Below are 14,785 nucleotides of genomic sequence, written 5' to 3'. Positions count from 1 at the left end.
CGAACTGCGGCAGGAACGCGAAGAGAGATCGCGGCGCTGGAGGCCACTCCCCCCGTGGGACACCGTGAACGCGGCGGTGCCGGGTCCCTCCGAGGAGGAACCCGGCACCGTGGCACGGCGACCGGCGGTCAGCAGCCGATCAGGCGGGAGGCCAGGTAGCCCTCGATCTGGTCGAGGGAGACGCGCTCCTGCTTCATCGTGTCGCGCTCGCGGACGGTCACCGCGTTGTCGTCGAGCGTGTCGAAGTCGACGGTCACGCAGAACGGCGTGCCGATCTCGTCCTGGCGGCGGTAGCGGCGGCCGATGGCGCCGGCGTCGTCGAACTCGATGTTCCAGTTCTGCCGGAGCGCCTGGGCGAGACCCTTGGCCTTCGGGGACAGCTCGGGGTTGCGGGACAGCGGCAGCACCGCGACCTTCACCGGGGCGAGGCGGTGGTCGAGGCGCAGCACGGTGCGCTTCTCCATCTTGCCCTTGGCGTTGGGGGCCTCGTCCTCGATGTAGGCGTCCAGCAGGAACGCCAGCATGGCGCGGCCGACACCGGCCGCGGGCTCGATGACGTACGGGGTCCAGCGCTCGCCGGCCTCCTGGTCGAAGTAGGTGAGGTCCTGGCCGGAGGCCTTGGAGTGGGCGCCGAGGTCGTAGTCGGTGCGGTTGGCCACACCCTCCAGCTCGCCCCACTCACTGCCGCCGAAGGAGAACCGGTACTCGATGTCGGCGGTGCGCTTGGAGTAGTGGGAGAGCTTCTCCTTCGGGTGCTCGTACCACCGCATGTTCTCCTCGCGCAGGCCCAGGCCGGTGTACCAGTTCCAGCGCTGCTCCATCCAGTACTCCTGCCACTTCTCGTCCTCGCCCGGCTTGACGAAGAACTCCATCTCCATCTGCTCGAACTCGCGGGTGCGGAAGATGAAGTTGCCGGGCGTGATCTCGTTGCGGAAGGACTTGCCCATCTGGGCGATGCCGAACGGCGGCTTGCGGCGCGAGGTGGTCTGCACCTGGGAGAAGTTGGTGAAGATGCCCTGCGCGGTCTCGGGCCGCAGGTAGGCGACGGAGCCGGAGTCCTGGGTCGGGCCGAGGTGCGTGGACAGCAGGCCCGAGAACTGCTTGGGCTCGGTGAACTGGCCCTTGTTGCCGCAGTTGGGGCAGTTGACGTCGAGGAGGCCGTTCTCCGGGGCGCGGCCCTTCTTCTCCTCGTAGGCCTCCTCCAGGTGGTCCGCGCGGAACCGCTTGTGGCAGGAGGTGCACTCGGTCAGCGGGTCCGTGAAGGTGGCGACGTGACCGGAGGCGACCCAGACCTCGGGGGCCAGGATCACGGACGAGTCGATACCCACGACGTCCTCGCGCGACGTCACCATGTAGCGCCACCACTGGCGCTTGAGGTTCTCCTTGAGCTCGACACCCAGGGGGCCGTAGTCCCAAGCGGCGCGCTGACCGCCGTAGATCTCACTGCAGGGGAATACGAAGCCACGGCGCTTGCTCAGGCTGACGATGGTGTCGATCTTGTCGGCGGCCACGGTGCTCTCTTCATTACGACGACGGGCGACGGGGGGTTGCTTCCAGCGAATGCTTCAGGTTACCGGCGGGGGCGCCCCCACAATCAAATCGCTCCCCCCGCGGCGCCCTCAAGGCCCCGGTCAGGACGTTTGTTGACAACGGTTTCCATATTTGTTGAAAATGAGTGTCATGAACGTACGACGACGCCTCATACCCGCCGCCGCGGCCGCCTCTCTCGGCCTCGGTGCCCTGACCGCCTGCTCCAGCGACAGCGTGGCCTCGGGCAACACGGACAAGTTCGACGTCGTCGCGTCGTTCTACCCGATGGCGTTCCTCGCCGAGCAGATCGGCGGCGCCCACGCGAACGTCACCACTCTGACCGAGCCCGGCCAGGAGCCGCACGACCTGGAGATCAGCACCAAGCAGCGCGCGCGGCTGGAGGAGGCCGACGCGGCGCTCTACCTCAAGGGCCTCCAGCCGGCCGTCGACGAGGCCGTCGGCCAGACCGGCATCAAGACCAAGATCGACGCGGCCACGCTGACCCACCTCGAGGACCACGGCACCGGCGGCCACAGCCACGAGGGCGAGGAGGGCCACTCCGAGGAAGGCCACTCCGAGGAGGACGAGCACGGCCGCGATCCGCACGTCTGGCTCGACCCGGTGAAGTACGCCGAGATCGCCCAGGGCGTCGGCAAGGCCTTCGAGAAGGCCGACCCGGACCACGCGGCCGACTACAAGAAGAACACCGAAGCCCTGGTCACCAAGCTCAAGGGTCTCGACGGCGAATTCGAGAACGGCCTGAAGAACACCCGGTCCAAGGTCTTCTTCACCAACCACGCCGCCTTCGGCTACCTCGCCGAGCGCTACGGCCTCACCCAGGAGGCCATCTCCGGCGTCGACCCCGAGAGCGAGCCCAGCGGCGCCCGCGTCCGGGAGCTCCAGCAGGAGGCGAAGGCCGACGGCGTCACCACCGTCTTCTACGAGACACTGGTCTCCGACAAGACCGCGAAGACCCTGGCCCGGGACGCGAATCTGAAGACCGACGTCCTCGACCCGATCGAGGGCATCACCGGCAAGTCCCGCGGCGACGACTACTTCCAGGTCATGGAAGCAAACCTCAAGGCCCTCAAGACGGCCCTGGGAGCCAAGTGATCGACCCATCGGAGGACGGCATGACCGAGCCCGTCGTATCCCTGCGCGGCGTCCGCGCGGACCTGGGCTCGCGCCCCGTGCTGCGCGGCATCGACCTCACCGTGCACCGCGGCGAGGTCGTCGCGCTGCTCGGCGCGAACGGCTCGGGCAAGTCCACGGCCGTGCGCAGCGTCATCGGCCAGGTGCAGACCGGCGCCGGGACCATCGAGCTGTTCGGCACACCCCGCGCGCGGTTCCGCGACTGGCACCGCGTGGGCTACGTCCCGCAGCGCACCACGGCCGCCGGCGGCGTGCCCGCCACGGTCACCGAGGTGGTCTCCTCCGGCCGCCTGTCCCGGGCCCGCTTCGGCGTCCTGCGCAAGGCCGACCACACGGCCGTACGGCGCGCCCTGGACCTCGTCGGCATGGCCGACCGGGCCAAGGACTCCGTCGACGCCCTCTCCGGCGGCCAGCACCAGCGCGTGCTGATCGCCCGCGCGCTCGCCTCCGAACCCGAGCTGCTGATCATGGACGAGCCGATGGCCGGTGTCGACCTGGCCAGCCAGGAGGTCCTCGCCCACACCCTCACCGAGCAGGTCTCCCAGGGCACCACCGTGCTGCTCGTGCTGCACGAACTGGGCCCCCTGGAGCCGCTGATCGACCGGGCGGTCGTGCTGCGCGACGGCTGCGTCGTCCACGACGGGCCGCCCCCGAAGGCCGTCGGCCAGCACGCCCTGCCCGGCCACGACCACGTACACCCGCACGCACCCGCAGGCGCCGAACCGATCCGCACGGGACTGCTGAGCTGATGGACTTCCTCGACTACGCCTTCATGCAGCGGGCCCTGCTCGCCGCCGTCCTGGTCGGCATCACCGCCCCCGCGGTCGGCATCTACCTGGTCCAGCGCCGCCAGGCCCTGATGGGCGACGGCATCGGCCACGTCGCCATGACCGGCGTCGGCCTCGGCTTCCTGCTGAGCTGGTCCCCGGTGTGGATGGCGACCCTGGTCTCCGTCCTCGGCGCGGTCCTCATGGAGCTGATCCGCTGGTACGGCAAGACCCGCGGCGACATCGCCCTCGCGATGCTGTTCTACGGCGGCATGGCCGGCGGTGTGATGTTCATCAACCTCGCGCCGACGGGCTCCAACGCCAGCCTGACGTCGTACCTGTTCGGCTCCCTGTCGACGGTGTCCCAGTCGGACGTCACCGCGATCTGCGTGCTGGCCGCGTTCGTCGTCCTGGTCACCCTCGGTCTGCGGCGGCAGCTGTTCGCGGTCAGCCAGGACGAGGAGTTCGCCCGGGTGACGGGTCTGCCGGTGCGGGTCCTGAACCTGCTGACGGCGGTCACCGCGGCCGTCACGGTGACGGTGGCGATGCGGGTGGTCGGGCTGCTGCTGGTCAGTGCGCTGATGGTGGTGCCGGTCGCGGCCGCCCAGCAGATCTCCCGCAGCTTCGCCGCCACCTTCGCTATCGCGGTGGCCATCGGGGTCAGCGTGACCATCGGCGGCACGGTCACCTCCTACTACCAGGACGTGCCGCCCGGCGCGACGATCGTGCTGCTGACCATCGGCGCGTTCATCGCCCTGACGGCGCTGGCGGCCCCGCTGGCCCGGCGCCGCGCCCGCGCGGCGGCCGCCTCGGACGCGGCGGGCGACCCCGCCGAGTGCGCGATCCCGGGCAGCCGGACGGCGTCCGACGAAGTCGGCGTCTGACCGCCCCCACCCCGGGCTGGCACAATGGCCCGGGCAAGGCAGACGTGAGGAGGCAACGGTGACGACCGCTGGACCGTCCGTGAAGGGCCGCGCCACCAAGCAGCGGGCCGCTGTGGCGGCGGCCCTGCAGGAGGTCGACGAGTTCCGCAGCGCGCAGGAACTGCACGACATGCTCAAGCACAAGGGCGACTCGGTCGGGCTCACCACGGTCTACCGCACCCTGCAGTCCCTCGCCGACGCCGGTGAGGTCGATGTCCTGCGCACGGCCGACGGTGAGTCGGTGTACCGGCGCTGCTCCACGGACGACCATCACCACCACCTGGTGTGCCGCGGGTGCGGCAAGGCCGTCGAGGTGGAGGGGCCGGCGGTGGAGAAGTGGGCGGAGTCCATCGCCGCGGAGCACGGGTATGTGAACGTGGCTCATACGGTGGAGATCTTCGGGACCTGTGCGGATTGCGCGGCTGCCTCGGGCGGTTCAGCGCCGTAGGGGTGACCGGGCGTTGCCGGGTGCGGGTGAGGTGTGGCTTGTCGGGCAGTTCCCCGCGCCCCTGAGGTCGGTGCCCCTGGGCCGGTCTAAGCGGCCCGGGCGCCCAGTGCGCGGCGGGCCAGCAGGGAGAGGGCCGAGGAGGCCAGGATGATGGCGCCGCCCACACGCAGGATGAGGTCGTAGGCGCGTTCCGGGCCGGTCTCGGGGGTCAGTGAGGTGATGGCCGCCGCTACGGCCGCCAGGCCGATGGCGCCGAGGATGACGAGCGCGGTGAGGACGACGCCCGAGGCCTCTCCGGCGCGGGCGGGCGACACGACCTGCTGGGTGGCGACGCTGGCGAAGGTCCAGCCGAGGCCCAGCCCCAGCGCACACCAGGTGAACACGGGCAGATAGGCCCACCAGGACCAGGCGAAGCTCAGCCCGATCATGCCGGTGCCGGCGATGGTCCCGGCCAGCGCCATCACACTGGTGGCCCGCATCCGGCCGGACAGCCAGGCGCCGATGGGCCCCGAGCAGGCCACCAGCACCGCCGGGGCGAGGAAGACCGTGCCGGACAGGATCGCCGACAGACCACGCACCTGCTGCAACTGGAGCGTGGCGAGGAACACGGTGACGGCGTAGCCCATGTTGGCGACCGAGCCCATCACGGTGACCAGGTCGAAGCGGACGTTGCGGAAGAGCCGGAAGTCGACCAGCGGATGCCGGCAGGTCCGCTCCCGCAGCACGAAGAGGGCGCCGGCCACCACGGCGATCCCGAACAGGGTGAGCGTGCGGGCGTGGTCCCAGCCCCAGGCGCTCCCCCGCTCCACGGCCAGGGTCAGTGCGGCCAGACTCGTCACGACGGCCAGGCAGCCCGGCAGGTCGATCTGACGCGGGGCGCTCTCGTCCCGGGAGTCGGGGACGTACCGCAGGGCGACCAGCAGGGAGAGGGCGCTGAGCGGGGCCAGCAGCCAGAAGATCCAGCGCCAGCCGGGCCCGTCGGTGAAGCCGCCGCCGACGAAGGGGCCGAGGGCGGTGCCGACGTTGGCGATCCCGAACATCGCCCCGAGCGCCCTGGCCCGGGTCTCCTCGGGAAAGGCGTTGGTGATGACGGAGACCGACATCGGGAAGATCAGCGCCGCGCCCGCGCCCTGCACGATCCGGGCCGTGACCAGCACACCGAGGCTCGGCGCGAGGGCGCAGCCGACGGATGCGGCGGCGAACAGCCCGGTCCCGGCCAGCAGGACGGGACGCCGGCCGAGAAGATCGCCCAGCCGCCCGCCGACGATGAACAGACAGCCGATGGCGAGCATGTACGCCGACAGCGTCCACTGCGCCGCGGAGACACTCGTGCCCAGTTCGTCGGCGATCCCGGGGATGGCGAGATTGAGCGCGAAGAAGTCCAGCTGAATACAGAGCAACGCCAGCGAGGCCGCGACGAACACCCCGGCCTGCCGCGCACTCCCCCGCGCCACACCAACAGCAGTCACACCCATCCCACCAGCACACCGCCGGTACAGCCGAACTGCCACCGGAGAGACGCCGGGACCCTGGTGACGACTGCGGGCCGGGGGGCGGGGGGGCCACGGGGGGGCGGCTGTGGGCCGGGGGTGCGGCGGGGCCACGGGGGCGGTTGCGGGCCGAGGGGGCGGTGGGGCCACGAGGGGGGCGGCTGCGGGCCGGGTACGGCGGAAACACGGACGCGGCTGCGGGCCGGGGGTGCGGTGGGGCCCACGAGGGTGGCTGCGGGCCGGGGGTGCGGCGGAACCACGGGGGGCGGCTGCGGGCCGAGGGTGCGGTGGGGCCCACGGGGACGGCTGCGAGCCGAGGGTATGGCGGAACCACAGGCGCGACGCGCGGCTACGAGCCGAGGGCCGACGGGGCCACAGGCGCGGCTGCGCGACCGAGGGTGCGGCGGGGCCGGGGGCCCGGGGCCCAGACGCCGCCCCGGCACGAGGGCCTGCCGAGCCGTGTGCGCGGCGGTGACGCCAGCCCACCGGGCCGCAGGGCCTGCGATGGCGCGAGGGCCCGCCGTGCCTCGGCGGCGGCTGCGATCGATCGGAGGCTGCCAGGCACCGCAGGCCCGGCAGCGACGACAGAGCCCACCGGGGCGCAGGCCCGGCAGCGACGGCAAGGTCCGCCGCGCCTCGGCGGTGGCTGCGACGGAGCAGGGGGTCGGACCGAAGACCCCGTGGCGACGCGACGACCCGCTGGGCCGCAGGCGCAGCGGTGGCCCGGCGGCCACGGGGCGACGGCTACTGCTGGTTGCCCTCTGTGGCCAGGAGCTGTTCGTTCGGGATGGCGCCGCCGAAGCGGCGGTCCCGGGAGGCGTACTCCAGGCAGGCACGCCAGAGGTCGCGGCGGTCGAAGTCCGGCCACAGGACGTCCTGGAAGACCATCTCGGCGTAGGCGCTCTGCCAGATCAGGTAGTTGGAGGTGCGCTGCTCGCCGCTGGGGCGCAGGAACAGGTCCACGTCCGGCATGTCCGGGTAGTACATGTACTTCGCGAAGGTCTTCTCGCTGACCTTGGCGGGGTCGAGCCTCCCGCTCTTGACGTCCTCCGCCAGCGCCTTGGCCGCGTCGGCGATCTCGGCCCGGCCCCCGTAGTTCATGCAGAAGTACAGGGTCAGCCGGTCGTTGTCCTTGGTCTGCTCCTGGGCGATCTGGAGCTCCTTGGCGACCGAGCGCCACAGCTTGGGCATCCGGCCGACCCAGCGCACCCGGATGCCCAGCTCGTCGAGCTGGTCACGGGTCTTGCGGATGAAGTCGCGGTTGAAGTTCATCAGGAAGCGGACCTCGTCCGGCGAGCGCTTCCAGTTCTCGGTGGAGAAGGCGTACAGCGAGATGGCGCCCACGCCCATCTCGACGGCGCCCTGGAGCACGTCCAGCACCCGCTCGGCGCCGACCTTGTGCCCCTCGGTGCGCGGCAGCCCCCGGTCCTTGGCCCACCGGCCGTTGCCGTCCATGACGATCGCCACATGCTGCGGTACGAACTCCCCGGGGATCTTCGGGGGCCGCGCGCCGGACGGGTGCGGCTCCGGCGTCCTGTACTCCCGGCGCTGGCGCCCCAGGATCCCGCGTACGGCCATGTGTCTCTCGTCTCCTCGTGCTCGCTTGCTCTGTACTTCCGCTGCTCGCGTTCTTCGCCGCTCGCGCTACTTCTCGACGTAGCGCAGGGAGCGCAGCCCGCGCTCCATGTGCCAGTGCAGATACGCGGACACCAGCCCGCTGCCCTCCCGGACGTAGCGCGCCTCGCACGCGTCCGCGGTCTCCCAGTCTCCCGTAAGCAGGGCGCCGAGGAGTTCCAGGGCCTGAGGCGAGGGTACGACGCTGCCGGGTACGCGGCAGTCCACGCAGACGGATCCGCCCGAGGCGACCGAGAAGAACCGGTTGGGCCCGGGCATCCCGCACTTCGCGCAGTCGGTGAAGCTCGGGGCGTACCCGTTGACGGCGAGGGAGCGGAGCAGGAACGCGTCGAGCACGAGGTGCGGCGCGTGCTCGCCCCGGGCGAGGGTCCGCAGCCCGCCGACCAGCAGCAGGTACTGCTGCACGGCCGGCTCCCCCTCGTGGTCGGTGAACCGCTCGGCGGTCTCCAGCATGACGGTGCCGGCCGTGTACCGGGCGTAGTCGGTGACGATCCCGCCGCCGTACGGCGCGATCGTCTCGCTCTGGGTGCACAGCGGCAGCCCGCGCCCGACCAGCTCGCTGCCCTTGGCGAAGAACTGCACGTCGACATGGGAGAACGGCTCAAGGCGCGCACCGAACTTCGACTTCGTCCGGCGCACGCCCCGGGCCACCGCGCGTACCCGTCCGTGACCGCGCGTGAGCAGCGTGATGATCCGGTCCGCCTCACCCAGCTTCTGGGTGCGCAGCACGATGCCGTCGTCGCGGAACAGACTCATGGAGCCATTCTGGCAGGGCCGTCACGTCAAGGGACCTCGCCCCTGCTGCGGGCGTTGGCGTACGCGGTGGCCGCGCGCAGCCGCTCGGCGGGGGTGGCGTGCCGGACGGCCCCGGGGTCGGCGTCCCACTCCCTGCCGCCCCCGTACGGCCGCAACTGCACGTAGGGCCCCTCATGCCCCATGACGATGCCGATGCGGCCGCTGCGGGTGTCCACGACGTAGGCGCCGACGGGAGGCTTCATCGCCGCACCGCCGCGAGGCGCCGGGCGGCCCCCGAGGGAAGCCGGGTCGATTCGACGAGCGGGCAGGGCGCTTCCCGCACAAGACTCACCGGGTCAAGTCCCGGTGAGGGCAGGATAATTCCGGCCTTGGCGAGTTCTGCCCGCAATTCTTTCACCGTGTCCTCCGCTTCTTCGACGCAGAGCGCCGAGTGTCGTGCCTCCACCGTGCTCCCCTTCCTTTCGCGTTTTCACTCTTCGCGTCCCCCTGGTGACGCTCCGCGACTACACTTCGGAGGGTTCTGTGTCCTACAACTGCGCGGTGACACAAAGGGGTTCGGCGCGCCATGCCGCAAATCAGGGGCATTTTCGGGCGGTTGAGCAGGCAACCGATTGACGGAATACGGTATCATGGCGAGGCCCTGCCAGGAACCGAGGGAAATGGACGCATATGGCTGCATGGTCCACCCGGACGGCACTCCTCTCCGACTTGGATCACCTCCGCTCACTTCTGGCCGATTCCTGCGATTCGGAGATCATTCCGCCCTCCGACGTCCTCGCGAGCAGCGTCGAGCGCGAGCTGGTCCGGGTTGCCGAGGCCGAAGGCGTGCTGGTGGGGTGCGTCGTCGCGGAACTGCCGTCACCGGCTCATGCGCGCCTGTCGTTGATAGCGGTCCGGGACGGCATGCGGCGCCGGGGAGTGGCCCGGCGGCTGCTGGACGAGACGGTGCGGGAACTGCCCGGGAGGTCGAGCGAGCCCCCGCTGATCTCCGCGGTGGCCCGGACGGCGGAACTGACCGTGGCGCGTCTCCTGCTGACCGGCGGCTTCCTTGGGACCCGGTTGATACGGACCGGCCCGTCGGGCCGCGCCGACCACCTCTACTTCCAGTACAAGTCGCGGGTCGAGTACATCGATCCGGACGCGCGGCATCTCGTCCCCGCCACCGCACGCGAGCAGCTCGCGGAGTCCCTCGGGCCGTCCGACCACGCGGTCACGGCGCTGCTGAGCCTGGGCGGTGAACCCGCCTTCGAGATCGCCCGGTTCGAGCAGGACGACCCCGCGACTCTCCAGTCGGGAGAGGCAGCGGCCGGAATCGCCTTCTCCGGTTCGATCCTGGCGGCCATCACCTTCCTGCTGGGTTTCGCCTTCTCGTCGAGCCGGTTTCCCGACGATGTGCGGCTGCTGCTCATCGGGGCGACGTTCAGCACCGTGCTGTCCCTGATCGTCTATGCGAGTGCCTCGGGCGAACTGGCCCGAATCCGCTCGAACTCGTTCGGACGGATAATGAAGTGGGGAAACGTGCTGTCCGAGTACGGGGGCGTGTTTCCCTTTCTCATTTCACTGCCCGTCACCTATGCACAGGTGAGCGACAATCCCTGGACGACCATGGTGCTGGCCGTGCTGCTCAGTTCCGCGGTGGCGTGGTACGAGCGGTCGGAATTCTCCATCGCGCACCGGTTCCGCAGAAGCAGGACCGAGATCACGCTGATGGCCCTCACGGCCGCCGCACCGACGATCGGCGCGGCACTGGTGGCGGCCAACGCCGTCAGCTGGCCCTGGACCACCGTCCTGACCTTCACCCTCGTGGCCCGGACCTGGCTGTATCTGTTCCGCAGAGGCCCGGAGGCCGACATCGCCGAGCGCCGGCAGTGGCAGATCAGGAACTAGTACCCACTGCCGCGCGGACTCGCTCGGCCACCTCGCGGGCGCACCCCCAGGACAGGGTGAGGCCGGCTCCGCCATGGCCGTAGTTGTGCATCAGCAGGGTGTCCGCGTGCCGTTCCCCGGCCAGGCGGACGCTGCTGCGGGCCGGTCGCAGTCCCACCCGGTGCGCGACGATCCGGGCCCCGGCGAGCGACGGTTCGACCGTGGCGCAGCGGCGGACGATCGCCTCGGCCTCGGCCCGGTCCGGGCTCAGGTCCCAGTTGCCACGCTCGGACGTCCCGCCCAGGACGACGACGTCGGGGTGCGGATAGATGTAGGTGAGGTCCACCGCGCCGGGGGTGTCGTCGCAGAAGAACCGCCGGACACCGGGGTTCTCCACGACGACGAGCTGACCGCGGACCGCCTCGACCTCGGCGTCGGCGGCCAGGGACCGGGCCCCGGACCCCGAGCAGTTCACGACCACCGGTGCCTCGGGCAGCGCGGCGTCGAGCGAGTCGTAGTGGTGTTCGCGGATGCGCCCGCCGGCCTCGGTGAGCCGGTCCACGAGGTACTGGAGGTAGCGGGGCATGTCCACGAGGGGGGCGCGATAGTGCCAGCCGGCCACGAAGCCGTCGCGGAGTTCGTCCGGCGGGCACGAGCGCGCTCCGACCAGGGGGCCCCAGGTGGGCAGCTCACACGGAACCCTGGATTCCTGCGTCCCGTCCAGCAGCCGGACACCGGTGCCGGCGACGCCGCTCAGCTCGGTCAGCACCGGCAGGGTCTCCCGGCTCCAGCGCTCCACCCGGTCGCGGGGCTCGACCAGATAGGGGTCCCACATGGCGCCCGCGGCCGCCGAGGTCGTCGCGCCGGGCGGCCGGTCGGTGTCCACCCGGACCTCCATCCCGGCCTCGGCCAGGCACACCGCCGTGGTGAGCCCCGACACTCCGGCGCCGATCACCACCGCACCGACCGACACAGCTCACTCGCCTCCTCGTCCGACGGCCCCGGACCCGCCGACGTCACCCGGCCCGGGCTGCCGAGCCTAGCCCGAGGTGTCCCGCAGCCGTTGAAACAATCCGTCCGTGGACACAGCAGAGGGTCACCCTGAACCGGAATGGGACATCCGCCCCGCGCGGCCGGCGGACGTCGAGGCGATAGCGGAGCTGCGGGCGGTGGTGATGCGCCCGGACCTGGAGCGGCTGGGCATCTACGACGAGCACCGGGTCAGGCAGCGCCTGCGGGACGGCTTCTCCCCGCGGCACACGTCGATCATCGTCTCCGACGGCACCTTCGCGGGCAGCGTCACCCTGCGCCCGTCCGACAACGGCCACTGGCTGGAGCACTTCTACCTCACCCCGGCGCTCCAGGGCCGGGGCCTGGGGTCGGCGGTCCTGCGGGCTCTGCTGACCGGGACGGACGCCTCCGGCGACCTCGTCCGGCTGAACGTCCTCGCGGGCAGCCCGGCCCGCCGGCTCTACGAGCGCCACGGCTTCACGGTGGAGGCGCGGGACGCGATCGACGTCTTCATGCTGCGCCGCCCGGAGACCGGCCGACCCACCGAGGCGACAGCGGCCCGATCCGCGTCCGTCCGCAGTACGCCCTAGGTCCACGGCCCCACCGGCCTCCGCTTCGAGCCCGATGTCCGGCGCGGGCCGGCGTGGCAGAGTCCCCGGTGTCGCCATGCGAAGGGATCACCATGTCGTACCCAGAACCCCGCTACCTCGGTGAGAACGGGGAGATCAACGCCGTCTTCAGGTCCGTCGAGACCCCGCCCGACCTCGTCTCCCCGGGCGGCACCCGGACCCACTACCTCGCCTCTCACGCCACCACCGGGGGCGAGTTCGGGCTGTACAAGGTGGACATGGGGCCGAAGGCACCGGGGCGCGACGACACACTTCCACCGGACCATCTCCGAGTCCTTCTACGTGCTGTCCGGCGAGCTCCGGCTCTTCGACGGGGAGAACTGGGTGACCGGGCGGCAGGGGGACTTCCTGTACGTGCCCGTGGGCGGACTGCACGCGTTCCGCAACGACAGCGACGACCCCGTGTCCATGCTGATGCTGTTCTCCCCGGGCGCGCCGCGCGAGGAGTACTTCGAGCGGGTCGCGGAGTTCGCGCAGCGCGGCGGCGAGGAGCTGCGGGAGTTCCAGGTGCGGCACGACAGTTACTTCACGCAGAGCCCCGAAGCGCCGGAGGGGCGGGGGTAATCCCCCTGCCGCACAAGGCAGTTACCCGGATGGGGTCCGCTCACCGAGTCGGTCACGCTGCTGGGTATGAAACGGATCACGAAATGTGCGGCGCTGGTCGCCGCTGTCGGTGCGGTGCTCGGGTTCGCCGGGCCCGGCGAGGCGTCCGGAACCGGGCCCGGCTCCCTCGACTGGGGCGAGTGCGCCGGGCCCGGTCTCGACCCCCGGCAGCAGTGCGCCACCCTCGACGTCCCCATGGACTACTCCCACCCCGGCAGCCGGACGATCCGGATCGCCGTGTCCCGGATCCCGAGCGAGAACCCGGACGCACGCCGGGGTGCGCTGTTACTGATCCCGGGCGGCCCCGGCGGGGACAGCCTCGCCGACCCCTCCGGCAAGGGGCAGAAGCTGCCGCAGAGCGTGCGCGACGCCTACGACCTCATCGGGTTCGCGCCGCGTGGCATGGCCCCGTCCACCGCCGTGGACTGCGCACTCGACCCCGCCGACCTCGGCATGACCAAGCGCCTGCCCTGGCCCGCCCCGGACGGTTCCCTCGACGAGAACATGGCCACCGCCCGGCGTACGGCCGCGGCCTGTGTCCGCAACGGCGGTGAGCTGATCCGGCACATCAGCACCGCCAACGAGGCCCGCGATCTGGACCGGCTGCGGGCCGCGCTCGGCGAGGAGAAGATCTCCGCGTGGGGCGTCTCCTACGGCACCTACGTCGGAGCGGTCTACAGCCAGCTGTTCCCGCACCGCACCGACCGCATCGTGCTGGACAGCAACAACAACCCCGACCACACCCGCGTGACCCGCAACTGGCTCGCCGCCTTCGAGGTCGGTGTCGAGGACAACTTCCCCGAGTTCGCCAAGTGGGCCGCACGCCCCGGCAATCCGTACCGGGTCGCCCGTACGCCCGCCGAGGTGCGGTCCGGGTTCCTGCGCCTGGCCGCCCGGCTGGACCGCGCGCCCCTGCCCTGGCCCGGCGCCAACCCACCGCGGCTCGACGGCAACGCGCTGCGTCAGACCATGCTGTCCAGCCTCTACGACCCCGACGACTACCCGACCCTGGCCAAGACCATCCGGGCCGCCCGCGAGGGCACCGCGCCACCGGCGCCCGAGTCCCCGCCCGAGTCGGTCCTGCAGAACGTCGCCGCGGTCGGCGTCGGCACCATCTGCAACGACGTCGACTGGCCCGACTCGGCCTCCGCGTACCAGAAGGGCGTCGCGGAGAGCCGGGCCGCGTACCCGCTGACCGCGGGCATGCCGCGCGGGCCGATGGTGTGCGCGGCCTGGCCGTACGCGCCGAGGGAACCTGCCGTGCGGATCACCGACCGCGGGCCCTCCACCCTCCTGCTCGTGCAGAACCGGCGGGACGTCGCCACCCCGCTCGCCGGAGCCCTGAAGCTGCGCCGGGCCCTGGGCGACCGGGCCGTCATGTTCACGGTCGATTCCACCGGCCATGACGCCTACCTGGCCAACGGCAACGCCTGCGGCGACCGGGCCGTCTCCCGTTTCCTGGCCACCGGCGAACGGCCCGCCTCCGACCTCCACTGCGGCTGAACGGTGCCGGCCGGAGGAGGCTCAGCCCTGCCCGAACCGGCGTACGTACCGTCGCTGCCAGGGCGTTTCCACGGCGTGTCGGTCGTAGTGCCGCCGGACGTACGCCACCGCCTCCTCCCCCGGCACCCCGTCCAGCACCGCCAGGCAGGCCAGTGCCGTGCCCGTACGGCCGCGCCCTCCGCCACAGGCGATCTCCACCCGCTCCCCGGCGGCCCGCTCCCGTACGGCGGCCAGCTGCGCGCGGGCGGCCGCCGGGTCCGCCGGGAGGCGGAAATCGGGCCAGCGGATCCAGCCCGACTCCCAGGGGACCTCGGGCGGTTGCCGGCCGAGCAGGTAGACACCGTAGGAGGGCAGGGGCGCGGCGGGGTCCAGGGGGTGGCGCAGCCCCCGGCCCCGGATCAGCAGTCCGGAGGGCAGCTTCAGGACACCGGTGTCGCTCTCACTCCACAGCTCGCTCACGCCCCCATCATGG

Annotated in this window: 14 protein-coding genes and 1 pseudogene; 8 read left to right on the top strand and 7 right to left on the bottom strand. The window is 71.5% G+C overall.

What is annotated here, in order from left to right; genetic code table 11:
* Positions 1-128: 128 nt before the first annotated feature.
* Positions 129-1,511 (bottom strand): glycine--tRNA ligase, encoded by a 1,383-nt coding sequence (locus tag ACFZDE_RS07735; RefSeq protein WP_390996990.1) that lies wholly within the window; start codon positions 1,509-1,511, stop codon positions 129-131.
* Between the two features lie 169 nt (positions 1,512-1,680).
* Between ACFZDE_RS07735 and ACFZDE_RS07730 the strand changes: the two genes are divergently transcribed.
* The 4 genes from ACFZDE_RS07730 to ACFZDE_RS07715 are packed head-to-tail and all read left to right on the top strand — an operon-like array spanning position 1,681 to position 4,820.
* Entirely contained in the window at positions 1,681-2,643 is a 963-nt protein-coding gene (locus ACFZDE_RS07730; RefSeq protein ID WP_391198301.1) for a metal ABC transporter solute-binding protein, Zn/Mn family, read from the top strand.
* Positions 2,644-2,663: 20 nt separating this feature from the next.
* Positions 2,664-3,431, top strand: a complete 768-nt coding sequence (locus ACFZDE_RS07725) for an ATP-binding cassette domain-containing protein (protein WP_391198299.1) — start codon at positions 2,664-2,666, stop codon at positions 3,429-3,431.
* Positions 3,431-4,333, top strand: a complete 903-nt coding sequence (locus ACFZDE_RS07720; protein ID WP_390996981.1) for an iron chelate uptake ABC transporter family permease subunit — start codon at positions 3,431-3,433, stop codon at positions 4,331-4,333. Before ACFZDE_RS07725 ends, ACFZDE_RS07720 begins: the two co-directional genes overlap by 1 nt.
* Positions 4,334-4,391: 58 nt before the next feature.
* Positions 4,392-4,820, top strand: coding sequence for a transcriptional repressor (locus tag ACFZDE_RS07715; RefSeq protein ID WP_390996978.1), 429 nt, complete (start codon positions 4,392-4,394; stop codon positions 4,818-4,820).
* Between the two features lie 86 nt (positions 4,821-4,906).
* On the opposite strand, the gene ACFZDE_RS07710 is transcribed toward ACFZDE_RS07715, so the two are convergent.
* The 4 genes from ACFZDE_RS07710 to ACFZDE_RS07695 all read right to left on the bottom strand — a co-directional run bounded on the left by ACFZDE_RS07710 (position 4,907) and on the right by ACFZDE_RS07695 (position 8,943).
* The gene (locus ACFZDE_RS07710; RefSeq protein ID WP_391198296.1) at positions 4,907-6,289 is read right to left on the bottom strand and encodes an MFS transporter; all 1,383 of its coding nucleotides are present in this window, start codon (positions 6,287-6,289) and stop codon (positions 4,907-4,909) included.
* A 765-nt stretch (positions 6,290-7,054) separates the two neighbouring features.
* Complete coding sequence (locus ACFZDE_RS07705) at positions 7,055-7,888, bottom strand: isoprenyl transferase (protein ID WP_390996973.1); 834 nt, start codon at positions 7,886-7,888, stop codon at positions 7,055-7,057.
* Positions 7,889-7,954: 66 nt separating this feature from the next.
* Positions 7,955-8,701 (bottom strand): DNA repair protein RecO, encoded by a 747-nt coding sequence (recO, locus tag ACFZDE_RS07700; protein ID WP_031107514.1) that lies wholly within the window; start codon positions 8,699-8,701, stop codon positions 7,955-7,957.
* A 26-nt stretch (positions 8,702-8,727) separates the two neighbouring features.
* Positions 8,728-8,943, bottom strand: coding sequence for a hypothetical protein (locus ACFZDE_RS07695; protein WP_030836519.1), 216 nt, complete (start codon positions 8,941-8,943; stop codon positions 8,728-8,730).
* 427 nt (positions 8,944-9,370) lie between these two features.
* On the opposite strand from ACFZDE_RS07695, the gene ACFZDE_RS07690 reads away from it, so the two are divergent.
* Positions 9,371-10,588, top strand: coding sequence for a GNAT family N-acetyltransferase (locus ACFZDE_RS07690; RefSeq protein ID WP_391198293.1), 1,218 nt, complete (start codon positions 9,371-9,373; stop codon positions 10,586-10,588).
* On the opposite strand, the gene ACFZDE_RS07685 is transcribed toward ACFZDE_RS07690, so the two are convergent.
* Positions 10,578-11,540 carry an FAD-dependent oxidoreductase gene (locus tag ACFZDE_RS07685; protein WP_391198290.1) on the bottom strand — a complete coding sequence of 321 codons (963 nt, stop codon included), beginning with the start codon at positions 11,538-11,540 and terminating at the stop codon, positions 10,578-10,580. The genes ACFZDE_RS07690 and ACFZDE_RS07685 overlap by 11 nt on opposite strands.
* 145 nt (positions 11,541-11,685) lie before the next feature.
* Here ACFZDE_RS07685 and ACFZDE_RS07680 point away from each other — a divergent pair, with 145 nt between their 5' ends.
* From ACFZDE_RS07680 to ACFZDE_RS07670, 3 genes and pseudogenes are all read left to right on the top strand, one after another.
* Positions 11,686-12,168 carry a GNAT family N-acetyltransferase gene (locus tag ACFZDE_RS07680; protein WP_391198916.1) on the top strand — a complete coding sequence of 161 codons (483 nt, stop codon included), beginning with the start codon at positions 11,686-11,688 and terminating at the stop codon, positions 12,166-12,168.
* Between the two features lie 92 nt (positions 12,169-12,260).
* Positions 12,261-12,771: pseudogene (locus tag ACFZDE_RS07675) on the top strand (cupin domain-containing protein).
* Positions 12,772-12,837: 66 nt separating this feature from the next.
* Positions 12,838-14,313 (top strand): alpha/beta fold hydrolase, encoded by a 1,476-nt coding sequence (locus ACFZDE_RS07670; protein ID WP_391198288.1) that lies wholly within the window; start codon positions 12,838-12,840, stop codon positions 14,311-14,313.
* Between the two features lie 21 nt (positions 14,314-14,334).
* Here the strand turns inward: ACFZDE_RS07670 and ACFZDE_RS07665 are convergent, their stop codons facing one another.
* Positions 14,335-14,772, bottom strand: coding sequence for a protein-tyrosine phosphatase family protein (locus tag ACFZDE_RS07665; RefSeq protein WP_390996957.1), 438 nt, complete (start codon positions 14,770-14,772; stop codon positions 14,335-14,337).
* Positions 14,773-14,785: the final 13 nt, after the last annotated feature.

Origin of the sequence: Streptomyces sp. NPDC007929 (assembly GCF_042959065.1) — a bacterium.
Lineage (GTDB): Bacteria > Actinomycetota > Actinomycetes > Streptomycetales > Streptomycetaceae > Streptomyces.
Note: the sequence above shows the minus strand (reverse complement) of the source record. Positions and strands in the feature narration are given on the sequence as shown.

What these genes read in the sequence shown, in the direction of transcription:
- ACFZDE_RS07730 (WP_391198301.1), top strand. Translation starts at nt 1,681, where the DNA reads ATGAACGTACGACGACGCCTCATACCCGCCGCCGCGGCCGCCTCTCTC.
- ACFZDE_RS07725 (WP_391198299.1), top strand. Translation starts at nt 2,664, where the DNA reads ATGACCGAGCCCGTCGTATCCCTGCGCGGCGTCCGCGCGGACCTGGGC.
- ACFZDE_RS07720 (WP_390996981.1), top strand. Translation starts at nt 3,431, where the DNA reads ATGGACTTCCTCGACTACGCCTTCATGCAGCGGGCCCTGCTCGCCGCC.
- ACFZDE_RS07705 (WP_390996973.1), bottom strand. Translation starts at nt 7,888, where the DNA reads ATGGCCGTACGCGGGATCCTGGGGCGCCAGCGCCGGGAGTACAGGACG.
- recO (WP_031107514.1), bottom strand. Translation starts at nt 8,701, where the DNA reads ATGAGTCTGTTCCGCGACGACGGCATCGTGCTGCGCACCCAGAAGCTG.
- ACFZDE_RS07695 (WP_030836519.1), bottom strand. Translation starts at nt 8,943, where the DNA reads ATGAAGCCTCCCGTCGGCGCCTACGTCGTGGACACCCGCAGCGGCCGC.
- ACFZDE_RS07690 (WP_391198293.1), top strand. Translation starts at nt 9,371, where the DNA reads ATGGCTGCATGGTCCACCCGGACGGCACTCCTCTCCGACTTGGATCAC.
- ACFZDE_RS07670 (WP_391198288.1), top strand. Translation starts at nt 12,838, where the DNA reads ATGAAACGGATCACGAAATGTGCGGCGCTGGTCGCCGCTGTCGGTGCG.